We start from the raw sequence: 18492 nt of genomic DNA, 5'->3' as shown, positions 1-18492 counted from the left end.
AATTAAAACACGAATCTGATAATCGCTCCGATCACCACAATTGCGCCGATGATCATTAAAATTGTACGAAGCATAGGACAACATCCCTTCTATAACTGTCATATACTTTACCATGCCCTTTCGGAGCTATTTCAAAACAAAAAAGAGCTCCGTCCTCTAATGGATCGGCGCTCCTTTTTTTGGTTAAGAATCAGTCCGTAATGTGAGTAAGACAACTGCCATTGGCGGCAGCTTTGCTTTCAATTTGTTTTTATTTACAGAATAACGGCTGAACGATTCAGGTTTTACGTGCTCCGGGTCATCAAACGTGTTATGGGCGTTCATCTTCTCCGCATTCAGGATAACGCCGGAATGATCCACAGTCTTGTGAAGACCTCTCAGCTCAATCTCCACCTCTGCTTTATTTTGATGATCAATGTTACAGATGCTGACGTTTATATCGCCTTCCGCATTTCTTGATGCCGACACACTGATTTGAGGCAGCGTTTCTCCCTTCCATTCATAGTCAGCGGACGTTGTTTCAGTATCTAAAAGAGAGGCATCCTGATGTACCTTAAACATATCAAACACATGGTATGTCGGCGTTAATAGCATTCGTTCCCCCTCAGTCAGAATCATAGCTTGAAGAACATTTACCGTCTGCGCGATGTTGGTCATTTGCACCCGGCGGCAATGCTGATGGAAAATGTGAAAGTGAGAAGCTGCGACCAGCGCGTCACGAATCGTGTTTTGCTGATATAAAAAGCCTGGGTTCGTGCCTGGCTCAGGATCAAACCATGTGCCCCATTCGTCAATAATCAGTCCGACCCGCTGCTCCGGATCGTACCGATCCATAATTGTGCCGTGTTTTTGAATCAACTCATCAATGTATTTGGCCTTTTTCATTGTAATGAACCATTCGTCCTCTGTAAATTCTGTGGCCGATCCTTTGCCCTTCCAGAAATCTCCCGGAATCGTGTAGTAGTGGAGACTTAGCCCGTCCATCAGGCCAGCGGCTTTTTTCATGAGTACGTCCGTCCAATTAAAATCATCAACGTTTGCACCGCCGGCAATTTTATAAATTTCATTGCCGCTGTAATTGCGGACATACGTTTGAAAACGGCGGTATAGATCGGCATAGTACTCTGGGTGCATGTTGCCGCCGCAGCCCCAATTTTCATTGCCCACTCCAAAATATTTCAACTTCCAAGGCTCTTCTTTTCCGTTTTGTTTTCTCCAATCTGACATTGGCGTGCCTTCTTTAAAGGTCATATATTCGATCCATTCCGCCATTTCCTGAACTGTTCCGCTCCCTACATTGCCGCAAATGTAAGGTTCGCATTCAAGCAGCTCGCACAGCATCATAAATTCATGTGTCCCGAATTCATTTGATTCAACTGTGCCGCCCCAGTGAGTGTTGAGCATCGTCTTCCGGTCACCCACACCGTTGGCCCAATGATATTCATCCGCAAAGCAGCCGCCCGGCCATCGGAGGACAGGAATACGCAGCTGTTTCAGCGCTTCTAACACATCTTTTCTTATACCGTTTATATGAGGAATGCTTGATTCCGTTCCGACCCAAATCCCTTCATAAATCCCTCTTCCTAAATGCTCAGCAAAATGACCGTATATATTTTTGTTGATCGTTCCTTTTACAATATCCGTTTGAATCACTGCTGTATGTTCAGACATGCTTGATCATTCCTTTCATACAAATATGAAAAGCACCACAGTCAAATATAGGATTTGTGTTTGGACTGAGGAGTCAGCATGAATGTAAGCGCTTTTAAAGTAACCTTATTATATATGTCCGTACATGTCAATGACTTTTTTTATTAATAACGATTTGTACGTATGTATTCAAAAACCCCGAACTTCTGCAGTCCGGGGCTTCCCTTTATGAGTGAATATTCAGCTGTTTGAATTCTTCCGTCAGTAATGGGACGACTTCAAATAAATCGCCTACGATACCGTAATCAGCTATTTTAAAAATATCGGCTTCTGGATCTTTATTGATGGCGACAATCACCTTGCTGTTGGACATACCCGCCAAATGCTGGATAGCGCCTGAAATTCCGCAGGCGATATACAAATCGGGAGTGACAACTTTTCCGGTCTGTCCGATTTGGAGAGCATAGTCACAATAATCAGCGTCACACGCCCCGCGTGAAGCGCCGACTGCTGCGCCCAGCACCTCGGCAAGCTCCTGCAACGGCTGAAAGCCTTCCTTGCTTTTTACTCCGCGGCCGCCCGCCACAATGATTTTCGCTTCAGAGAGATCAACGCCGTCCGCTGTTTTTTTGACGATCTCTTGTATGACGGTACGGAGATCTGTAAGGGAAACTTCGATGCTTTCCATGCTGCCTACCCGGCTGGTGTCTTTTTCTAACGCTTGAATGTTGTTGGGGCGAATCGTCACAAGCGTCATCAGATCCGTTGAAATGACGCGTTCAAATGCCTTCCCTGAGTAAACCGGTCTTGTAAAAACGACGTTTTCTCCGGTAACGCTTACATCTGTAGCGTCAGAAATCAATCCTGTTTGGAGCCGGGCTGCAAGCTTCGGCGACAGATCCTTCCCCATTGCAGTGTGTCCGCATACGACCGCATCAGGTGTTTCTTTTTCAATAATGGTTCGCATCACTTGGCTGTATCCGTCTGCCGTATATGCCTTAAGCTTTGGGTCCTCAGCTGTGAGAACTTTGTCTGCACCGTAGTGGATAAGCTCCTCTGCATGCTGTGATACGTTTTCTCCTATAAGAACACCGATTACTTCTCCATCATCTGAAATGGTTCTTCCAGCGGAGATTGCTTCAAAGGTGACATTTCGCAGTTCTCCGTCACGTATTTCTCCGAGTACGATCACTTTTTTTCCCATTCTAACATCCCCCTGTTTCTTTGAATGTGCAAGCGCTAAATGACTTTCGCCTCGCTGCGGAGCAATGATACGAGCTCTTTTGCCTGTTCGGCAGGCTCACCCTGCAGAAGCTTCCCGGCTTCTTTTTTCGGCGGCAGAAAACGTTCAATTGTTTTCATTTTTGGTTCAGCATCTTCTTCATCCAAGTCCAGATCATCCAGCTCAAGCTCTTCAAGCGGTTTTTTCTTGGCTTTCATAATTCCCGGAAGCGATGGGTAGCGAGGTTCATTTAAGCCTTGCTGAGCTGTGACAAGCAAAGGGAGAGTCGTTTTGATTTTTTCAACATCCCCTTCAACGTCCCTTTCTGCTTCTACGTCACTTCCATTGATATCGAGTTTAGTAATCGTCGTGATGCACGGAATGTCTAGAAGCTCAGCCAGACGTGGCGCCACTTGTCCTGAGCCTCCATCGATCGCGACATTTCCGCCGAGAATGAGGTCAAACTCCTGATCCTTCATATAGTGGTATAAAACTTGAGAGATGGAATACTGGTCGGGTTCTTCGAGATCATCTTCTATGTTGATTAAAACGGCTTGGTCACATCCCATGGCAAGCGCTGTACGCAGCTCCTTTTCCGCTTCTTCGCCGCCGACAGTAACAACAGTGATGGTGCCGCCGTGTTTTTCCTTCAGCTGAATAGCTTCTTCAATCGCGTACTCATCGTACGGATTGATAATCCATTCAGCCCCGTCATCCTGAATCTTTCCCGCGTCAATGACGATTTTTTCTTCTGTGTCAAACGTCCGTTTCATCAGTACAAATAGATTCATGATCATATCCCCTTTTATTCGCCTTTGAACTGAGGCTTTCTTTTTTCGAGAAATGCCTGAATGCCTTCCTTGGCGTCCTCCGACTCAAACGCTTCTCCAAACCGCTTTGCTTCAAGCTTTAAGCTGCCTTCATAGGAATACACCTTGTTTGTATAGAGAAGCTCAAGCAGAGACGCCATCGTTTGCGGGCTTTTTTCTGCAAATTTGGCGGCAAGCGTTTTCGCTTTTTCAAGCACTTCTGCTTCATCTTTTGCTCCAATTGTCACAAGTCCGAGGTCAAGCGCTTCTTTTCCCGATATCGGTTCTCCTGATCCAATGAGTTCCAATGCTTTTGCTGTACCAATGTATCGCGGGAGCCGCTGTGTTCCGGCAAAACCGGGAATAATGCCGAGGTTAAGCTCCGGAAGCCCCAGCTTGGCATCTTCTGCCGCGATTCTGATATGGCAGGACATTGCAAGTTCCAGCCCGCCGCCGAGGGCAGCTCCGTGAATCGCCGCGATAATTGGTTTGGGAAAGCTCTCAACCCTCTCCATCAGCTGCTGCCCTCGTTCAGCCAGCAGTGAGGAATCCTCACTGTTTCTCAGTGATGTAAATTCTTTGATATCAGCGCCGGCGGAGAAAAACCTTCCTTCCCCGTGTATAATAATGCACCGCACGCCGGCATCTGTCTCACACTGATCAAGACAGGAGGACAGCTCTTCTAATATCCGGCTGGAAAGCGCGTTTGCCGGCGGATTGTGAATCGTCATAACTGCAACAAATTGATCAACTGCGAGTGATATTGCATTCATAGGACAGAACTCCTTTACTTATTGTGAATTCCGGATACCAGTAATTCTAAAACACTGTCTGACAAAGCAGCCAGATCATACTTTTGATCATTCATCACCCAGGTCGTCACGGTTTCGTCAATCGTTCCAAAAATCATCTGCCGGGCGAGACGGACATCAAGGCCTTCTTTTAACTCGCCTGATTTTATTCCTTCCTTCAGAATGCTGTCTAAAATATTTAAGTAGCCTTTTAATATTTCATTAATTTTCTGCCGGAGCTCCAAATTGGATTGGCGGAGCTCAAGCTGAGTGACAATAGCGAGGTTATGGTCGCCCGCCAAAAGTGAGAAGTGTTTTGAAATCACGAGCGCCAATTTCTCTTTTGCTGTTGCCTTTTCTTTTATGTCCTCTTCCATCCGCTCAATGAATTGGCCCATTTTTTCTTTAAACAGAGAAATTAAAATGTCTTCTTTATTTTTAAAATAAAGATAGATGGTGCCGTCCGCTACTCCGGCTTGTTTGGCGATTTTAGATACCTGTGACTGGTGGTAGCCGTTTTCCGCAATGACTTCAACTGCTGCATCAATGATCTGCATATACTTTGGCCGTTTTTGCTTCAATTTTCATCGTTCCTTCCTATATAAATGAATGACTATTCATTCATAATTTTATGATAAGAAGGATTTTCCGCTTTGTCAAGTTTATTCATTAATGTTCTCTTTTTCATGGCTCTATTTATTACTTGATATGATGATTTTCGGTTTCTTCTTCAAGTAAACGCCTTCTTAAAATTTTCCCAACCGCTGTTTTCGGGAGCTCTTTTCTGAATTCATAGGCTTTCGGCACTTTATAGGGTGCAAGACGGGCTCTGGCGAAAGCGTCCAGCTCTGCTGCATCGGCTTGTGCGCCTTTCTTTAACACGACAAACGCTTTTACCGTTTCCCCTCTGTACGAATCAGGCACGCCTGCAACGACAATTTCCTGAATCGCTTCATGTTCGTACAGCGCTTCTTCTACTTCACGCGGGTAAATATTGTAGCCGCCTGCGATAATAATGTCCTTCTTCCGGTCGGCTATATAGAAAAATCCTTCTTCATCCATATAGCCCATGTCCCCAGTGAAGAGCCATCCGTCCCTTAAGACTGCAGCCGTTTCCTCCGGCTTGTTCCAGTATCCCTTCATGACCTGCGGGCCTTTTACGATGATCTCACCATGCTCATACGGAGCGGCAAAATGGCCAGTCTCCTCAGAGTAAATGGCTGCGTCTGTATTCGGCCAGGGACAGCCGATACTGCCGGGTTTGTTTTTCCCCCAGATAAAATTAGCGTGTGTCACCGGAGATGCCTCGGATAAACCATATCCCTCCACAAGATTTCCGCCAGTCACCTTTTCAAATTGCTGCTTCACCTCAACAGGGAGAGCGGCTGATCCGCTGAGGCAGCTTTTAATAGATGACAGATCGTATTGCTGTAATTGAGGATGATGCAAGAGGCCAATATAAATCGTCGGCGCGCCTGGGAACAGTGTCGGTTTTTGTTTATCGATAATTTTGAGCGTGTGCAGCGGATCAAACTTGGGAAGCAGGATCATTTCAAATCCTTGTTTAATCGAATAATTCATCACGGCTGTCAGCCCATAGACATGAAAAAACGGGACTATGCCAAGCACTTTTTCATCGCCTTCCTTTACGTTGTACATCCATGCCGCACACATTTCGGTATTGGCTAAAATATTTCTGTGCGTAAGCATGACTCCTTTTGGCGCTCCCGTCGTTCCTCCGGTGTATTGCAGAACAGCGATATCATGCTCGGGGTCAATGTCCGGAATTGTGATTAGCTCTGTTTTTTCCCGCTTCATGCTCGAAGCAAAGGTATGAATATTGTCGTTTTCATCAAAGTCAATGTGCACTTTTTGTTTTTGCGTAAGCGGATAGAGAATATTTTTTGGAAACGGCAAATAGTCTTTTATACTCGTCACCAAAATCTGATCTACAATTGATAACGTTTTCATTTTTATTGCCTTCGGGAAGAGCAAATCTAAGGTGATGATCACGCTGGCCTCTGCGTCTCTCAGCTGATATTCGAGCTCATGCTCGGTGTAGAGCGGGTTTGTCTGCACTACGATACCGCCGGCAAACAGCACCCCATAATAGGAAATGATGGATTGCGGACAGTTGGGCAGCATGACAGCCACTCTGTCTCCTTTTTGCAGGCCATTTTGCTGCAGAAAAGCTGCGAGTTTAAGAGCATCCGTCAAAATGTCATGAAAGGTGAGTTTTTTTCCGAAAAAAGATACGGCTGTTTTGTCAGGAAATCGTGCGGCGGAGTCTGTCAGGATGGATTGCAGGGTTTGGGTCGGCAACGGAAGCTCATGCGGGATATCTTCGGGATACTCGGCTAGCCACGGCTTTTGAGACTGCATAAAACCTCCCCTTTCGGTTTTAGAGTTCACCCTATTATTATAGCAGATGGACGGCAAAAAAAAGAAAAAGAAAGGAAAATCTTTCTTTTTCTCAAAATATGAACAGATATATAAGACCAATCAACAAAAAGATTCCCGCCGCGGCGAGCAGTATTTTTGCAAGCTTTTCCATCTATTCTCCGTCCCCTTATATTCCGGCTGCCACAACAAATGAAAGCCCGACAGAAATGACAAATGAGATAAAGCCGACAGCCCGGTTATCGTTTTCAATTTCTTGATCAATTTTAAACCGCGGTGTCAAAAACTCAAAAATGAAGTAGCTGATCAAAAGCATAACAAACCCGTATACACCCCAGCCGATCATTTGCAGCAGAGAATTGTGCTGAGAGATAGAGTGCTGGAACACATTTGCTATCCCTAAAATTTTCCCGCCGGTCGCCATTGCCACAGCGAGATTACCATTTTGAATCTCTTCCCAGTTTTTATAAGCTGTCACCAGCTCAAACACAGTCAAAAAGAGGACGAGGCAGAGAACCGCGACACTGTAATACGCCGCGATTTCCACAAGCTCGTTTTCCCAAAAATCACTCATGGCCATACTCCCTTTTATTTTAGTTCAACAATTGTAACGCCTGATCCTCCCTCACCAGCTTCACCGAAACGGGAGCTTTTAACGCTGCGATGATTTTTCAGGAGATCCTGCACGCCTTTTCTTAAAGCACCGGTACCTTTGCCATGGATAATGGACACTCTTGGATATCCCGCTAACACCGCGTCATCCAAGTATTTTTCAACACGGCTGAGGGCATTTTCATAGCGCTCGCCGCGAAGATCAAGTTCAAGCGATACGTGGTAATCTTTGCCCTTAACCGCTGTAATGTGTTTTTCTTTTTTTGGTTCCGGAGCCGATTTGATAAACTCCAGGTCTTTTTCTTTCACTTTCATTTTCAAAATGCCGATTTGAACATTCCATTCATTGCCGCCGGTTTTTTCAAGCAATGTACCTTTCTGCCCGAACGTAAGGACTTTTACTTCATCCCCAGGCTTCAAGACGCGTTTCTGCGTTTTCGGTTTTTCCGGTTTTTTGGACTTTTCAAAGGTCGGCATAGCGTCTTCTAATCGTTTCTTCGCGTTGATTAGTTCGTGATCCTTGAAGGATTTGTGTTCTTCTTTAATCGAGCGTAATTCGTGAATGATGTCTTCAGCTTCTTTTGTGGCCGCTTTAACTTTTTCAGCCGCTTGAAGTTCGGCCTCTTCCATCAATTTGTCTTTTTTGCTGTTGAGTTCGATGATTTGCTGCTGCAGCTCTTTATGCAGCTTTTCGGCCTCTTTTCTGATCGACTCTGTTTCAGAAAGCTCTTCTTCCGCCCGTTTTTTGCTTTGTTCAAGAGACGCAATCATCGTATCGACCTCATTATGCTCGGCCGTCATTTCTGATTTCGCCTGCCCGATAATATGGTCCGGAAGCCCGAGCCGTTTAGAAATTTCAAAGGCGTTGCTTCGTCCCGGTACACCGATTAAGAGCTTGTAGGTTGGTGAAAGAGTCTCAATGTCAAATTCGACACTGGCGTTCATGACGCCTTCTCTGTTATAGCCATACGCCTTTAGCTCCGGATAATGCGTCGTCGCTAACACTCTGGCATTGGTGCGGTGGACTTCATCTAAGATGCTCATGGCGAGTGCCGCGCCTTCTTGCGGATCTGTACCCGCGCCCAGTTCATCAAAGAGCACAAGGCTGTTTTCGTTGACTTGCTTTAAAATGCCGACAATGTTCACCATATGGGAAGAAAATGTACTTAAGCTTTGCTCGATCGACTGTTCATCGCCGATATCAGCGAACACATGCTCAAATACAGCGGCTTCCGATCCTTCATCTGCCGGAATATGAAGGCCCGATTGCGCCATTAAGGTCAACAGCCCCAGTGTTTTTAAGGTTACTGTTTTCCCCCCGGTATTCGGCCCTGTAATCACGATCGTTGAAAAATCGCCGCCCAGCTCGATATCATTGGCGACCACTTGATCAGGCGGAAGCAACGGATGGCGCGCTTTTTTCAGACGGATAAAGCCGCTGTCATTCATGGTCGGTTTTGTTGCTTTGACCGCTTTTGCGTACCTCGCTTTTGCAAAAATGAAGTCTAGCGTCTGCAGGACTTGCAAATCTTGAAAAAGCTCCTCTGTGTGCTCTGCCGTATGCTCTGTCAGCACGCGTAAAATCCGTTCAATTTCTTGTTTTTCTTTCACTTTCGCCTGCTGAAGCGAGTTGTTCATATCTACAATCGCCTGCGGTTCAATGAACAGGGTAGCGCCAGAAGAGGAGGTGTCATGCACAATGCCTCCGTAGCTTGATCTGTACTCTTGTTTGACTGGGATAACAAAACGGTCATTTCGGATGGTAACAATCGTATCAGACAGCATTTTCGAAGCGGAAGAGGAGCGCAGAATGGATTCTAAACGGTCTCTGATTCTCGATTCGAGCGTTCTGAGCTGCGTGCGGATACCTCTTAACGTTTCTGACGCGTGGTCAAGCACTTCGCCGTGATCATCTATGCAGGAATTGATTTCTCGTTCTAAATCGGGCAGTGTAATGAGCTGTTCAGTATATTGCTGCATCAGCGGAATGTCGACTCCGTCTTCAGCCATTTGTCCGAGAAAATGTTTCATTTGTTTGACTGCGTAAAGCAGCCCTGATATTTCAGTGAATTCCGAGGGACTGAGAACGCTGCCGATTTCTGCCCGTCTTAATGCCCCTCTGATATCGGTAAGGCCGCCAAACGGCGCCTGGCCTCGCAGCCGGATGATCGCAGAGGCTTCATCTACCTCATCCAGCTGTTTTTTGATTTCGTCAATCGAAGCAGAAGGCTTTAGCTGGAGAAGCATTTCTTTTCCGAGCGAAGAAGCGGCGTGCTCGATTACCTGTTCTTTCACTTTATGGAATTCAAGAGATGATAATACTTTTTGCTGCACGGTTGTGTGAGCCTCCTTACTTAATCGTTGCGCTTCAGGAATGCCTGTACGTCTTCAAGCGACCGGGCATTCAGGACGTTTTTCGTTTCCGTCCAGCCTTTGCGCGCGGCAGTGACGCCGGTTTTCATATCGTTTAACATCTCGATGTTATGGGCATCGGTATTAATGACCAATGTAACCCCTTGTTCATTTGCTTTGATTAAATGCTCTGTCCGCAGGTCAAGACGCGCAGGGTTAGAGTTGAGTTCAAGCGCCGTATTTGTTTTCTTCGCGAGCTCAATCAGTTTGTCGATATCGATTTCGTAACCGGCACGTCTGCCGATGAGGCGCCCGGTCGGATGGGCGATAATGTCGACATGCTTGTTGGTCAGTGCCGTCTCAAGCCGCTTCATAATGACGTGCTCCGGCTGATTAAAGCTTGAATGGATTGATGCAATGACAAGATCCATTTCCGCCAACACATCGTCATCATAATCAAGTGTGCCGTCAGGAAGAATATCCATCTCAACGCCTTTAAAAATACGGAAGTTCTCAAACTCAGCATTCAGCGCGTCAATTTCTTTCGCCTGCTGCTTGAGCCTTTCAGCAGTCAGCCCGTTGGCGACCTTTAAATATTGGGAGTGATCAGTGATGGCCATGTACTGATAGCCTTTTTTTATGCATGCTTCAGCCATTTCCCTGATCGAAAAGGCACCATCGCTCCATGTGGAGTGCATGTGGAGATCGCCTTTGATTTGCTCGTGCTCTATGAGTTCAATGCTGTCATTGTAGGATTCCACCTCTTGTCCGCTTTCACGGAGTTCCGGCGGAATCAGGGGCAAGCCGAAGTGTGCGTAAAATTCCCGTTCGTTCGGGAAGGTTTTGATTTCTCCTGTTTCAACCGTCTCGACACCGTACTCACTGATCCGTTCGCCGCGTTCTTTTGCTATTTGCCGCAATTTGATATTGTGGTCCTTCGATCCCGTAAAATGATGAAGAGTTGTCGGGAATTGTTCTTCCGTCACGAGACGGAAATCGACACTGGTTTCATATTCAAAGGAAAGAATGACGGATACCTTCGTGTCCCCGCTGGCAATGACGCTTTTGATGTTTGGCAGCGCAAGCAGCTGCTCTCTTACTTCAGCGGGATGATCCGTCGCAATAATATAATCCAGATCTTTGACGGTTTCGCGTGCTCTTCGGAGACTTCCGGCACGGGAATATTTGATGATGTCTGTCAATCGAGAAAGATGCTCTTCAATTTCCCGCGCGACCCGGAGCGCATAGCCAATCGGAAAACGTTCAGGCTGTTTTCCGGCTTCCCCGAGCGCCTGCAATATTTTTTCTTCTGATTTCTTGCCGAATCCCGCAAGCCCTTGGACTTTCTGCTGTTCGCAGGCTTCCTTCAATGATTCTGCATCATGTACGCCGAGCTCTTTATACAGCTTTGCGATTTTTTTGCCGCCGAGCCCCGGCAGCTTCAATAAAGGCACCAGTCCTTCCGGCACATCCTGCTGCAGAGATTCAAGCGTACTTGACTTTCCTTCATCTATATATTCTTTTATGACGCTGTACGTGCCTTTCCCGATACCGGACAGCGACATCATGTCGTCCATTTCTGATAAACTGCGGTCGTCCTGTTCCAGGGCTGCCGCTGCTTTTCGGAATGCCGAAACTTTAAACGGGTTGTCCCCTTTCAGTTCCATGTAGACTGCAATGGTTTCCAGCAGCCGGATAATATCTTTTTTATGCATAGAATAACCCCCAGACCTTCACATATGTTTCCATCATACTTGAAAAAAACTTCTCCGGACAAGAGAAGTTTTTTATCCTCCGTATTGCGTCCAGAGCTCCTGTAAAAGCCCTGACAAATACGGTGTATGGTTAATCATGACATTTGCGAGAGACGATTGCCCCATCATTTGCTGTAAGCCGTCTATCGGAAGTACGGAAGCAACATACAGCAGCACAAATGTAAATAAATAGACTTCCAGAAAACCGAGAACAGCGCCGAGCATTTGGTTGATTTGTTTAATCACAGGAATGCTCGCTACAATACTTAGGAATGAGCCGATGATTCTCAGTAAGATTTTAGCGATCATAAACAGAACGACAAATGCAATCGCATTATAATAGGCTGCTTCCAAATTTCCCGAGAAAAAAGAAAACGCCGGCTGTCCCGCTGAAAAATCGGGCGCGGGAATCCACTTCAAATGCGGCGCTACATTCTTATAGAATAAAGACGCAAACGCGATCGAAAGAATAAAGCTCGTCAAGCGGATAAACTGGAGGATAAAACCGCGTTTTAATCCCAGTAAAGTCCCCATCAGGAGCAAGATTAAGATGATGATATCTAGCATAGTTGTTCAATCCTTTTCTTTAAGCTGACGCTCCAGTTTTTCATATTCCTCTTTTAATTTCACATAGTCATGCACCACATTTACCGCTGTCAGCACTGCAAGTTTATTTATATCAAGATATGGATTTTTTTGATTGATTTCTCTCATTTTATCATCAACAATTCCGGCCACATATCTCATATGGGCTCTGCTTTCTTCACCGATAATAGTAAAGTGCTGGCCGTAAATGTCAACGGTTGTTTTCGTTTTTTCGCCGTCAGACAACGTTTCTCCTCCATTCCGTGAGAATCCTAGTTCCTATCATAACACGTTTATTAAATGAATGGAAAGACGAGCCTCCCGCTGTTATGATACACTGGTAGATACAGCGAAACGTGTAAAAAAAGGAGATTATTACGTGTCCCATTCTGTGATAAAAGTACCAATGTCTGCTATTGACCAAATGAAAACAGCGTATAACAGTTCACTTACTGCATCTGTGCCGCAGGGTGCCATTTTTCAGGCAAAACCGGCAGGCTGTACCATTACAGCTTATAAGTCAGGTAAGGTATTGTTTCAGGGAAAAAACGCAGAGACAGAATCTGCCCGCTGGGGAACTGCTGAGCCGCAGGAAAAGATGAAAACAGCAAAAAAGCCGGCTGATTCACGCTACGCCCCTCCCACAGACATCGCAGGAATGTCTGTCATCGGTTCTGACGAGGTCGGAACCGGAGATTACTTTGGACCAATGACGGTTGTGTGCGCATACGTTGACAAAACAAAGCTTCCTTTAATGAAGGAACTCGGTGTAAAGGATTCTAAACACTTAAAGGATCCGCAAATCATTGAGATCGCCCGAAGCCTGATCAAAACCATTCCGTACAGCCTGCTCGTTTTAAAAAACGAAAAGTACAACAGCATGCAGGAAAGAGGCATGAGTCAGGGAAAAATGAAAGCTCTCTTGCATAATCAAGCCATAACCCATCTTTTACGAAAAATGGACGGAGTAAAGCCTGAGGCGATCCTGATCGACCAATTCGCCGAGCCCGGCGTCTACTACAACCATTTAAAGGGAAGAGATATTGTACAGGAGCGCACCTATTTCAGCACAAAAGCTGAAGGCATTCACCTGTCAGTCGCTGCTGCATCGATTATTGCGAGATATTCCTTTTTAATGGAAATGGATAAGCTTTCGCGCGAGGCGGGGATGACACTGCCGAAAGGGGCCGGCCCTCATGTAGATGAAGCGGCCGCCAAACTGATCATCAAAAAAGGGGCACCCGCTCTCCGAACCTTTACAAAGCTTCATTTTGCCAATACCCAGAAAGCGCAGCGCCTGGCAGATAAAAAACGTTCATAGAAAAAAGCTTGCAGATGTTCTCTGCAAGCTTTTTTATTAGCCTCTCAATACGGCCTGATAAGTGTTTTCCAACGCTTTCAGGACTTTGTCGTGCGCTTTTGTCACTTCTTCTTCAGTCAGCGTTTGCTCTGGATTTACATATTGGAGTGAGAAAGCGACTGACTTTTTGCCTTCCTCCATATGCTCGCCTTCGTAGACGTCAAAGACGGTTACTTCTTTCAGAAGCTTCCCGCCCGCCTCTTTGATGACGCTCTCGAGCTGGCCGCTTGTCACTGATTGATCTGTCACAAGCGCGATATCACGTGTCACAGACGGATATTTCGGAATCGCCGTGTACACGAGCGGCGCCGTGTCTGCTGTAAGCAGCGTGTGAAGATCAAGTTCGAAAACGTACGTTTCTTTAATATCCAGTTCTTTTTCCAGTGAAGGATGGACTTGGCCAATAAAGCCGATAAGAGAACCGTTTAAAAGAATATTCGCAGTTCTGCCCGGGTGCAGCTGTTTTCTTTCTGATTGCACAAATTCAATGCTGTCCAGAACGTTCAGTTTATCTAACAGCCCTTCTACAATTCCTTTTGCGACAAAGAAATCGACTGGTTTTTTCTCGCCCTGCCACAGATGCTTGCGCCATAAACCGGTTACCGCACCTGCCACGCGCTCCGTTTCAACAGGTTTCGTATCCTCTTCCTTCGTCAGGAAAACGGAACCGACTTCGTACAATGCAACCGAATCAGTTTGTCTTGCCAGGTTGTAAGAAACGGATTCAAGCAGATTCGGAACAAGGCTGTGTCTGAGAATGCTTCTTTCTTCACTCATTGGAAGCGCAAGGACAGTGTTAAACGATTTTTCAATCGCAAATGCCGCCGCTTTTTTCTCGTTTGTTAATGAGTAGGTAATCGCTTGTGATAAGCCGGCCCCTTCTAGGAAACGTCTAACTTTACGGCGTTTTACCTGGTAAGGCGTCAATCCGCCTGTAGTTCCCGCTGTTTCAGGAAGTGTGGACGGAATGTTGTCGTAGCCGTACAATCTTGCCGCTTCTTCAACCAAATCCTCTTCGATTCGAATGTCACCTCGGCGTGATGGAACAGTCACAACGAGCAAGTCATTTGCTTCTCCGACAGTAAAGCCAAGACGCTTATAAATGCTGATCAGTTCTTCTTTGCTGATCGTCATGCCGAGAACGCTGTTCACCTTGTCAGCCGATACATGAATGTTGTTTGCTTCGATTGTGAGATGGTCTTCTTCAACGGTTCCGGCAAGCACTTCACCGCCGGCATACAGGTGGATCAGCTGTGCCGCGCGTTCTGCCGCAAGACGCACACGCGCAGGATCAATGCCTTTTTCGAATCTTGCACTCGATTCACTTCTCAAACCAAGATCTTTTGAAGCCTTGCGAACCGTCTGCCCGTTAAAGAACGCAGCTTCAAGCAAAATCGTTGTTGTGTCTTCCCGAACTTCTGATTCTGCTCCTCCCATGACACCAGCAACAGCTTGTGCTTTAGACCCGTTTGTAATGACAAGGTGATCGGCAGACAGTTTTCGTTCTTGATCGTCAAGTGTTAAAATCGTTTCATTTTCAACAGCTTTTCTGACGACGACTTCCTTAGAGCCGAATCTGTCATAATCAAACGCGTGAAGCGGCTGTCCATACTCCAATAAAACAAAATTTGTGATATCAACGACGTTGTTATGCGGGCGAATGCCTGCATTCATCAGCTTTGTCTGCATCCAAAGCGGTGACGGAGCAATTTTTACGTTTTTAATGATTTTTGCTGCATACAGCGGATTTGCTTCCCGGTCTTCAACTTTGACAGAAATGTAGTCTGACGCTTGTTCTGAAGCGACTGGGTAATCCGTTTGCGGAAGCTTTACCTCTGTGTCTAAAATCGCCGCAACCTCATAAGCAACTCCAAGCATGTTCATCGCATCGGCGCGGTTCGGTGTTAAACCGAGCTCTAAGACAGCATCATCAAGCTGTAAAGCCGCTAACGCATCACTTCCTGTTTCAACATCATTTGGGAAAACGAATATGCCTTCCGCATATTCCTTCGCCACAAGCTTGCTCTCAATACCGAGCTCTTGTAAGGAACAGATCATGCCGTTTGATTCTTCGCCGCGAAGCTTGGCTTTTTTGATTTTGAAATTGCCCGGAAGCACCGCTCCGACTGTAGCGACTGCAACTTTTTGCCCTTTATCCACGTTTGGCGCGCCGCAAATGATCTGTACGGGTGCCTCCGCTCCGATATCTACAAGGCACTTATTCAGCTTATCGGCGTTTGGATGCTGCTCTCGCTCCAGCACATGGCCGATGACAACGCCTTTAATGCCTTCCCCTTTATACTCAATTCCTTCAACTTCAATACCGGCTCTTGTTATTTTCTCAGCAAGAACAGCCGGATCCATGCCTTTTAAATCAACATAATCCTCTAACCATTTATAAGAAACAAACATTCTAGCATCCTCCTCTTACGCCTGTTTAAACTGCGAAATAAATCTGACATCGTTTGTGTAGAAGTGGCGGATATCATCGATGCCGTATTTCAGCATCGCGATGCGCTCAACACCCATTCCGAACGCAAAGCCCTGATATTCCTTCGGATCAAAGCCGGCCATTTCCAGCACATTCGGGTGAACCATGCCGGCACCGAGGATTTCAATCCAGCCTGTTCCTTTACATACAGAGCAGCCGTTTCCTCCGCACTTAAAGCACGTTACGTCTACTTCTACTGAAGGCTCGGTAAATGGGAAGAAGCTTGGGCGCAGTCTGATTTCACGGTCTTGCCCGAACATTTTTTTCGCAACGAGTTCAAGGGTTCCTTTTAAATCACTCATGCTGATGTTTTTATCAACAACAAGCCCTTCAATCTGCATAAATTGGTGAGAGTGCGTCGCGTCATCATTATCGCGGCGGTATACTTTTCCAGGGCAAATGATTTTAACAGGCCCCTTGCCTTTGTGCTTTTCCATCGTCCGTGTCTGAACAGGAGAGGTTTGCGTTCTCATCAGCATTTCCTCTGTGATGTAAAAGCTGTCCTGCATATCGCGGGCAGGGTGTTCTTTCGGCAGGTTAAGCGCTTCGAAGTTGTAGTAATCCGTCTCGACCTCAGGGCCTTCTTCAACGGTATAGCCCATGCCGATAAATAGATCTTCAATTTCTTCAATGACAACAGTGAGCGGATGGCGTCCGCCGATTGCGACAGGATTACCCGGGAGTGTGACGTCAATTGTCTGTCCCGCTAGCTTCTGTTTCATTTCTTCTTCCTCAAGCTTTTCGTTTTTAGCTGCAATCGCATTGGCGATTCGTTCTCTTACCTCATTGGCAAGAGCGCCCATTTTCGGACGCTCCTCCGCAGAAAGCTTGCCCATTCCGCGCAGCACTTCTGTGATCGGTCCTTTTTTTCCGAGATATTGAACCCGAATATCATTGACAACCTTCAATGAGCTTGCCGCTTCTACTTGATCTAAAGCTTCTTGTTCCAGCTGTTTTAGCTTTTCTTCCATTTTGCATCCTCCTTTTATGTAAACAAACCGTTATATGTCTTTGGAAAACAAAAAAACCCGCCCCTTGTAGGACAAGGGACGAGTTGTGGCCGCGGTACCACCCTTATTTCAGACAGACTGATGCTGTCGTCAGCTTCATTGACATAACGGAATCAGATTCCGGTTCACCTTTACGCGCAAGGTGCGCGGTCCCGGTGACAACTCGAGAGGCGAAACCAATTTCCGGCTGCATTAAAAATGCTCTCAGTCTGCGGCATTTTCTCCCTGGAAGGCAGTTGATCAGAAATCGAGATCCTCTGTCACGGTTTTTCAAATATTATGTTCTATTATAGTGAAATACTCCGCTCGGCGCAACACTATCCTCGCAAGTGGTACACCAGGATAGCCGCCGCAATTGCAACGTTCAGTGATTCAGCCTGCCCGTACAGCGGGACGTACAGGTTCAAATCTGTTTTTTCCAGCAATCCTGCATCCACCCCCGCCCCTTCATTGCCGACGATTAAAGCAAATGAACCGGATGGTGAAATGTCCTGGTAAGGCGCCCCGTTTTGCAGTGCTGTGCCGTACACTTTTACGCCCTCTTCTTTTAATTCATCCACGTATGATTGTATATTTCTTCTCACAACAGGAATGTGAAAATGGGAGCCTTGCGCGGACCGCAGCGTTTTTCCGTTAAACGCATCCGCCGTGCCGTCACCGAGCACGACCGCATCCAAACCGGCTGCGTCCGCCGTGCGAATCATCGTGCCGAGATTCCCCGGATCTTGAACAGCGTCAATCAGCAGCACCCGGTTAGGCGACGCGAGCTTTTCTTCCGGCATATGGCAAACAGCGGCGATCCGCTGCGGTGTTTCCGTTTCTGTTACAGCTGAAAACGCGTCTTCGCTCAGCACGTAGCACTGAATGCCTATATCCAGGTTCGGCGGGATGTCCGCTTCATCCTTGACAAGGATTTCTTTCACCGCACCCGGGCTCTTTAAGGCTTCTTCAACAAGGTGTTCTCCTTCAATCAAATAGGTATTCGTTTTTGTTCGTTCTTTTTTTGTATGAAGTTTTTTCCAATCCTTCACTTTTTGGTTTTTTGCCGATTCTATTTGTTTCACTGTCTGTGTGGCTCTCCTTTTTTTAACATGATGTTATTATATCGCAAGAACAGCACATAATAAACCGGGTGCGGGGTTAGAATATACGTATTACATTTTAGAAAAAAAGGAGCGCTTCATATGGATCTTAATTTACGTCATGCCGTCATTGCCAATGTAACGGGCAATGATCAGGAGCAGCTTGAGCACACAATAGTGGACGCGATTCAAAGTGGTGAAGAAAAAATGCTTCCGGGACTCGGCGTTTTGTTTGAAGTCATTTGGCAGCACGCATCCGAGAGTGAGAAACAAGAAATGTTAAAGACGCTGGAAGGCGGATTAAAACCTGCCCAATAGCCATCAAAACCGGGTGACAGCGCCCGGTTTTTTTCTTATATAATAAAAACATGAGG

General features: G+C 46.3%; 17 protein-coding genes. 3 read left to right on the top strand and 14 right to left on the bottom strand.

Annotated features, from left to right (window positions below; genetic code table 11):
• Nucleotides 1-183: 183 nt before the first annotated feature.
• The 11 genes from LJF29_RS01215 to zapA form a co-directional block, all read right to left on the bottom strand.
• Nucleotides 184-1671, bottom strand: a complete 1488-nt coding sequence (locus LJF29_RS01215) for an alpha-N-arabinofuranosidase (RefSeq protein ID WP_229146563.1) — start codon at nucleotides 1669-1671, stop codon at nucleotides 184-186.
• Between the two features lie 205 nt (nucleotides 1672-1876).
• Complete coding sequence (locus LJF29_RS01210) at nucleotides 1877-2854, bottom strand: electron transfer flavoprotein subunit alpha/FixB family protein (RefSeq protein WP_229146562.1); 978 nt, start codon at nucleotides 2852-2854, stop codon at nucleotides 1877-1879.
• Between the two features lie 35 nt (nucleotides 2855-2889).
• On the bottom strand, nucleotides 2890-3663 hold the full coding sequence (gene etfB, locus LJF29_RS01205) for an electron transfer flavoprotein subunit beta (protein WP_168748476.1): 774 nt from the start codon (nucleotides 3661-3663) through the stop codon (nucleotides 2890-2892).
• Nucleotides 3664-3677: 14 nt separating this feature from the next.
• Nucleotides 3678-4454, bottom strand: coding sequence for an enoyl-CoA hydratase (locus LJF29_RS01200; protein ID WP_229146560.1), 777 nt, complete (start codon nucleotides 4452-4454; stop codon nucleotides 3678-3680).
• A gap of 14 nt (nucleotides 4455-4468) precedes the next feature.
• Nucleotides 4469-5053, bottom strand: coding sequence for a fatty acid metabolism transcriptional regulator FadR (gene fadR / locus LJF29_RS01195; RefSeq protein WP_229146559.1), 585 nt, complete (start codon nucleotides 5051-5053; stop codon nucleotides 4469-4471).
• A 118-nt stretch (nucleotides 5054-5171) separates the two neighbouring features.
• Entirely contained in the window at nucleotides 5172-6854 is a 1683-nt protein-coding gene (locus tag LJF29_RS01190; protein WP_229146558.1) for an AMP-binding protein, read from the bottom strand.
• Between the two features lie 187 nt (nucleotides 6855-7041).
• Nucleotides 7042-7446, bottom strand: coding sequence for a DUF350 domain-containing protein (locus LJF29_RS01185; protein WP_010335217.1), 405 nt, complete (start codon nucleotides 7444-7446; stop codon nucleotides 7042-7044).
• A gap of 14 nt (nucleotides 7447-7460) precedes the next feature.
• Nucleotides 7461-9818, bottom strand: a complete 2358-nt coding sequence (locus LJF29_RS01180; RefSeq protein ID WP_229146556.1) for an endonuclease MutS2 — start codon at nucleotides 9816-9818, stop codon at nucleotides 7461-7463.
• A 20-nt stretch (nucleotides 9819-9838) separates the two neighbouring features.
• Nucleotides 9839-11551, bottom strand: coding sequence for a DNA polymerase/3'-5' exonuclease PolX (gene polX, locus LJF29_RS01175; protein WP_229146555.1), 1713 nt, complete (start codon nucleotides 11549-11551; stop codon nucleotides 9839-9841).
• A 72-nt stretch (nucleotides 11552-11623) separates the two neighbouring features.
• A complete protein-coding gene (locus tag LJF29_RS01170; protein ID WP_229146553.1) occupies nucleotides 11624-12157 on the bottom strand; it encodes a CvpA family protein in 534 nt (177 codons plus the stop codon).
• A 6-nt stretch (nucleotides 12158-12163) separates the two neighbouring features.
• Nucleotides 12164-12421: a cell division protein ZapA gene (zapA, locus tag LJF29_RS01165; protein WP_010335221.1), complete on the bottom strand. Its 258-nt coding sequence runs from the start codon at nucleotides 12419-12421 to the stop codon at nucleotides 12164-12166.
• A 133-nt stretch (nucleotides 12422-12554) separates the two neighbouring features.
• Between zapA and rnhC the strand changes: the two genes are divergently transcribed.
• A complete protein-coding gene (gene rnhC, locus LJF29_RS01160) occupies nucleotides 12555-13496 on the top strand; it encodes a ribonuclease HIII (RefSeq protein ID WP_229146551.1) in 942 nt (313 codons plus the stop codon).
• A gap of 36 nt (nucleotides 13497-13532) precedes the next feature.
• On the opposite strand, the gene pheT is transcribed toward rnhC, so the two are convergent.
• Both pheT and pheS read right to left on the bottom strand, forming a co-directional pair.
• Entirely contained in the window at nucleotides 13533-15947 is a 2415-nt protein-coding gene (pheT, locus tag LJF29_RS01155; protein ID WP_229146550.1) for a phenylalanine--tRNA ligase subunit beta, read from the bottom strand.
• Nucleotides 15948-15962: 15 nt separating this feature from the next.
• Complete coding sequence (gene pheS / locus LJF29_RS01150; RefSeq protein ID WP_059335559.1) at nucleotides 15963-16997, bottom strand: phenylalanine--tRNA ligase subunit alpha; 1035 nt, start codon at nucleotides 16995-16997, stop codon at nucleotides 15963-15965.
• Nucleotides 16998-17080: 83 nt separating this feature from the next.
• Between pheS and LJF29_RS01145 the strand changes: the two genes are divergently transcribed.
• Nucleotides 17081-17329, top strand: coding sequence for a hypothetical protein (locus LJF29_RS01145; protein WP_229146548.1), 249 nt, complete (start codon nucleotides 17081-17083; stop codon nucleotides 17327-17329).
• Between the two features lie 24 nt (nucleotides 17330-17353).
• On the opposite strand, the gene LJF29_RS01140 is transcribed toward LJF29_RS01145, so the two are convergent.
• Nucleotides 17354-18100: a TrmH family RNA methyltransferase gene (locus LJF29_RS01140; RefSeq protein WP_229146546.1), complete on the bottom strand. Its 747-nt coding sequence runs from the start codon at nucleotides 18098-18100 to the stop codon at nucleotides 17354-17356.
• A gap of 120 nt (nucleotides 18101-18220) precedes the next feature.
• On the opposite strand from LJF29_RS01140, the gene sspI reads away from it, so the two are divergent.
• Nucleotides 18221-18436 (top strand): small acid-soluble spore protein SspI, encoded by a 216-nt coding sequence (sspI, locus tag LJF29_RS01135; protein WP_010335228.1) that lies wholly within the window; start codon nucleotides 18221-18223, stop codon nucleotides 18434-18436.
• Nucleotides 18437-18492 lie beyond the last annotated feature (56 nt).

The organism is Bacillus sp. LBG-1-113 (assembly GCF_020708615.1).
Taxonomy (GTDB): domain Bacteria; phylum Bacillota; class Bacilli; order Bacillales; family Bacillaceae; genus Bacillus; species Bacillus mojavensis.
Note: the sequence above shows the minus strand (reverse complement) of the source record. Positions and strands in the feature narration are given on the sequence as shown.

Coding starts and splice junctions, on each gene's coding strand:
- polX (WP_229146555.1), bottom strand. CDS start 11,551: ATGCATAAAAAAGATATTATCCGGCTGCTGGAAACCATTGCAGTCTAC.
- LJF29_RS01200 (WP_229146560.1), bottom strand. CDS start 4,454: ATGAATGCAATATCACTCGCAGTTGATCAATTTGTTGCAGTTATGACG.
- pheS (WP_059335559.1), bottom strand. CDS start 16,997: ATGGAAGAAAAGCTAAAACAGCTGGAACAAGAAGCTTTAGATCAAGTA.
- LJF29_RS01190 (WP_229146558.1), bottom strand. CDS start 6,854: ATGCAGTCTCAAAAGCCGTGGCTAGCCGAGTATCCCGAAGATATCCCG.
- LJF29_RS01185 (WP_010335217.1), bottom strand. CDS start 7,446: ATGAGTGATTTTTGGGAAAACGAGCTTGTGGAAATCGCGGCGTATTAC.
- LJF29_RS01215 (WP_229146563.1), bottom strand. CDS start 1,671: ATGTCTGAACATACAGCAGTGATTCAAACGGATATTGTAAAAGGAACG.
- LJF29_RS01170 (WP_229146553.1), bottom strand. CDS start 12,157: ATGCTAGATATCATCATCTTAATCTTGCTCCTGATGGGGACTTTACTG.
- pheT (WP_229146550.1), bottom strand. CDS start 15,947: ATGTTTGTTTCTTATAAATGGTTAGAGGATTATGTTGATTTAAAAGGC.
- sspI (WP_010335228.1), top strand. CDS start 18,221: ATGGATCTTAATTTACGTCATGCCGTCATTGCCAATGTAACGGGCAAT.
- LJF29_RS01210 (WP_229146562.1), bottom strand. CDS start 2,854: ATGGGAAAAAAAGTGATCGTACTCGGAGAAATACGTGACGGAGAACTG.
- etfB (WP_168748476.1), bottom strand. CDS start 3,663: ATGAATCTATTTGTACTGATGAAACGGACGTTTGACACAGAAGAAAAA.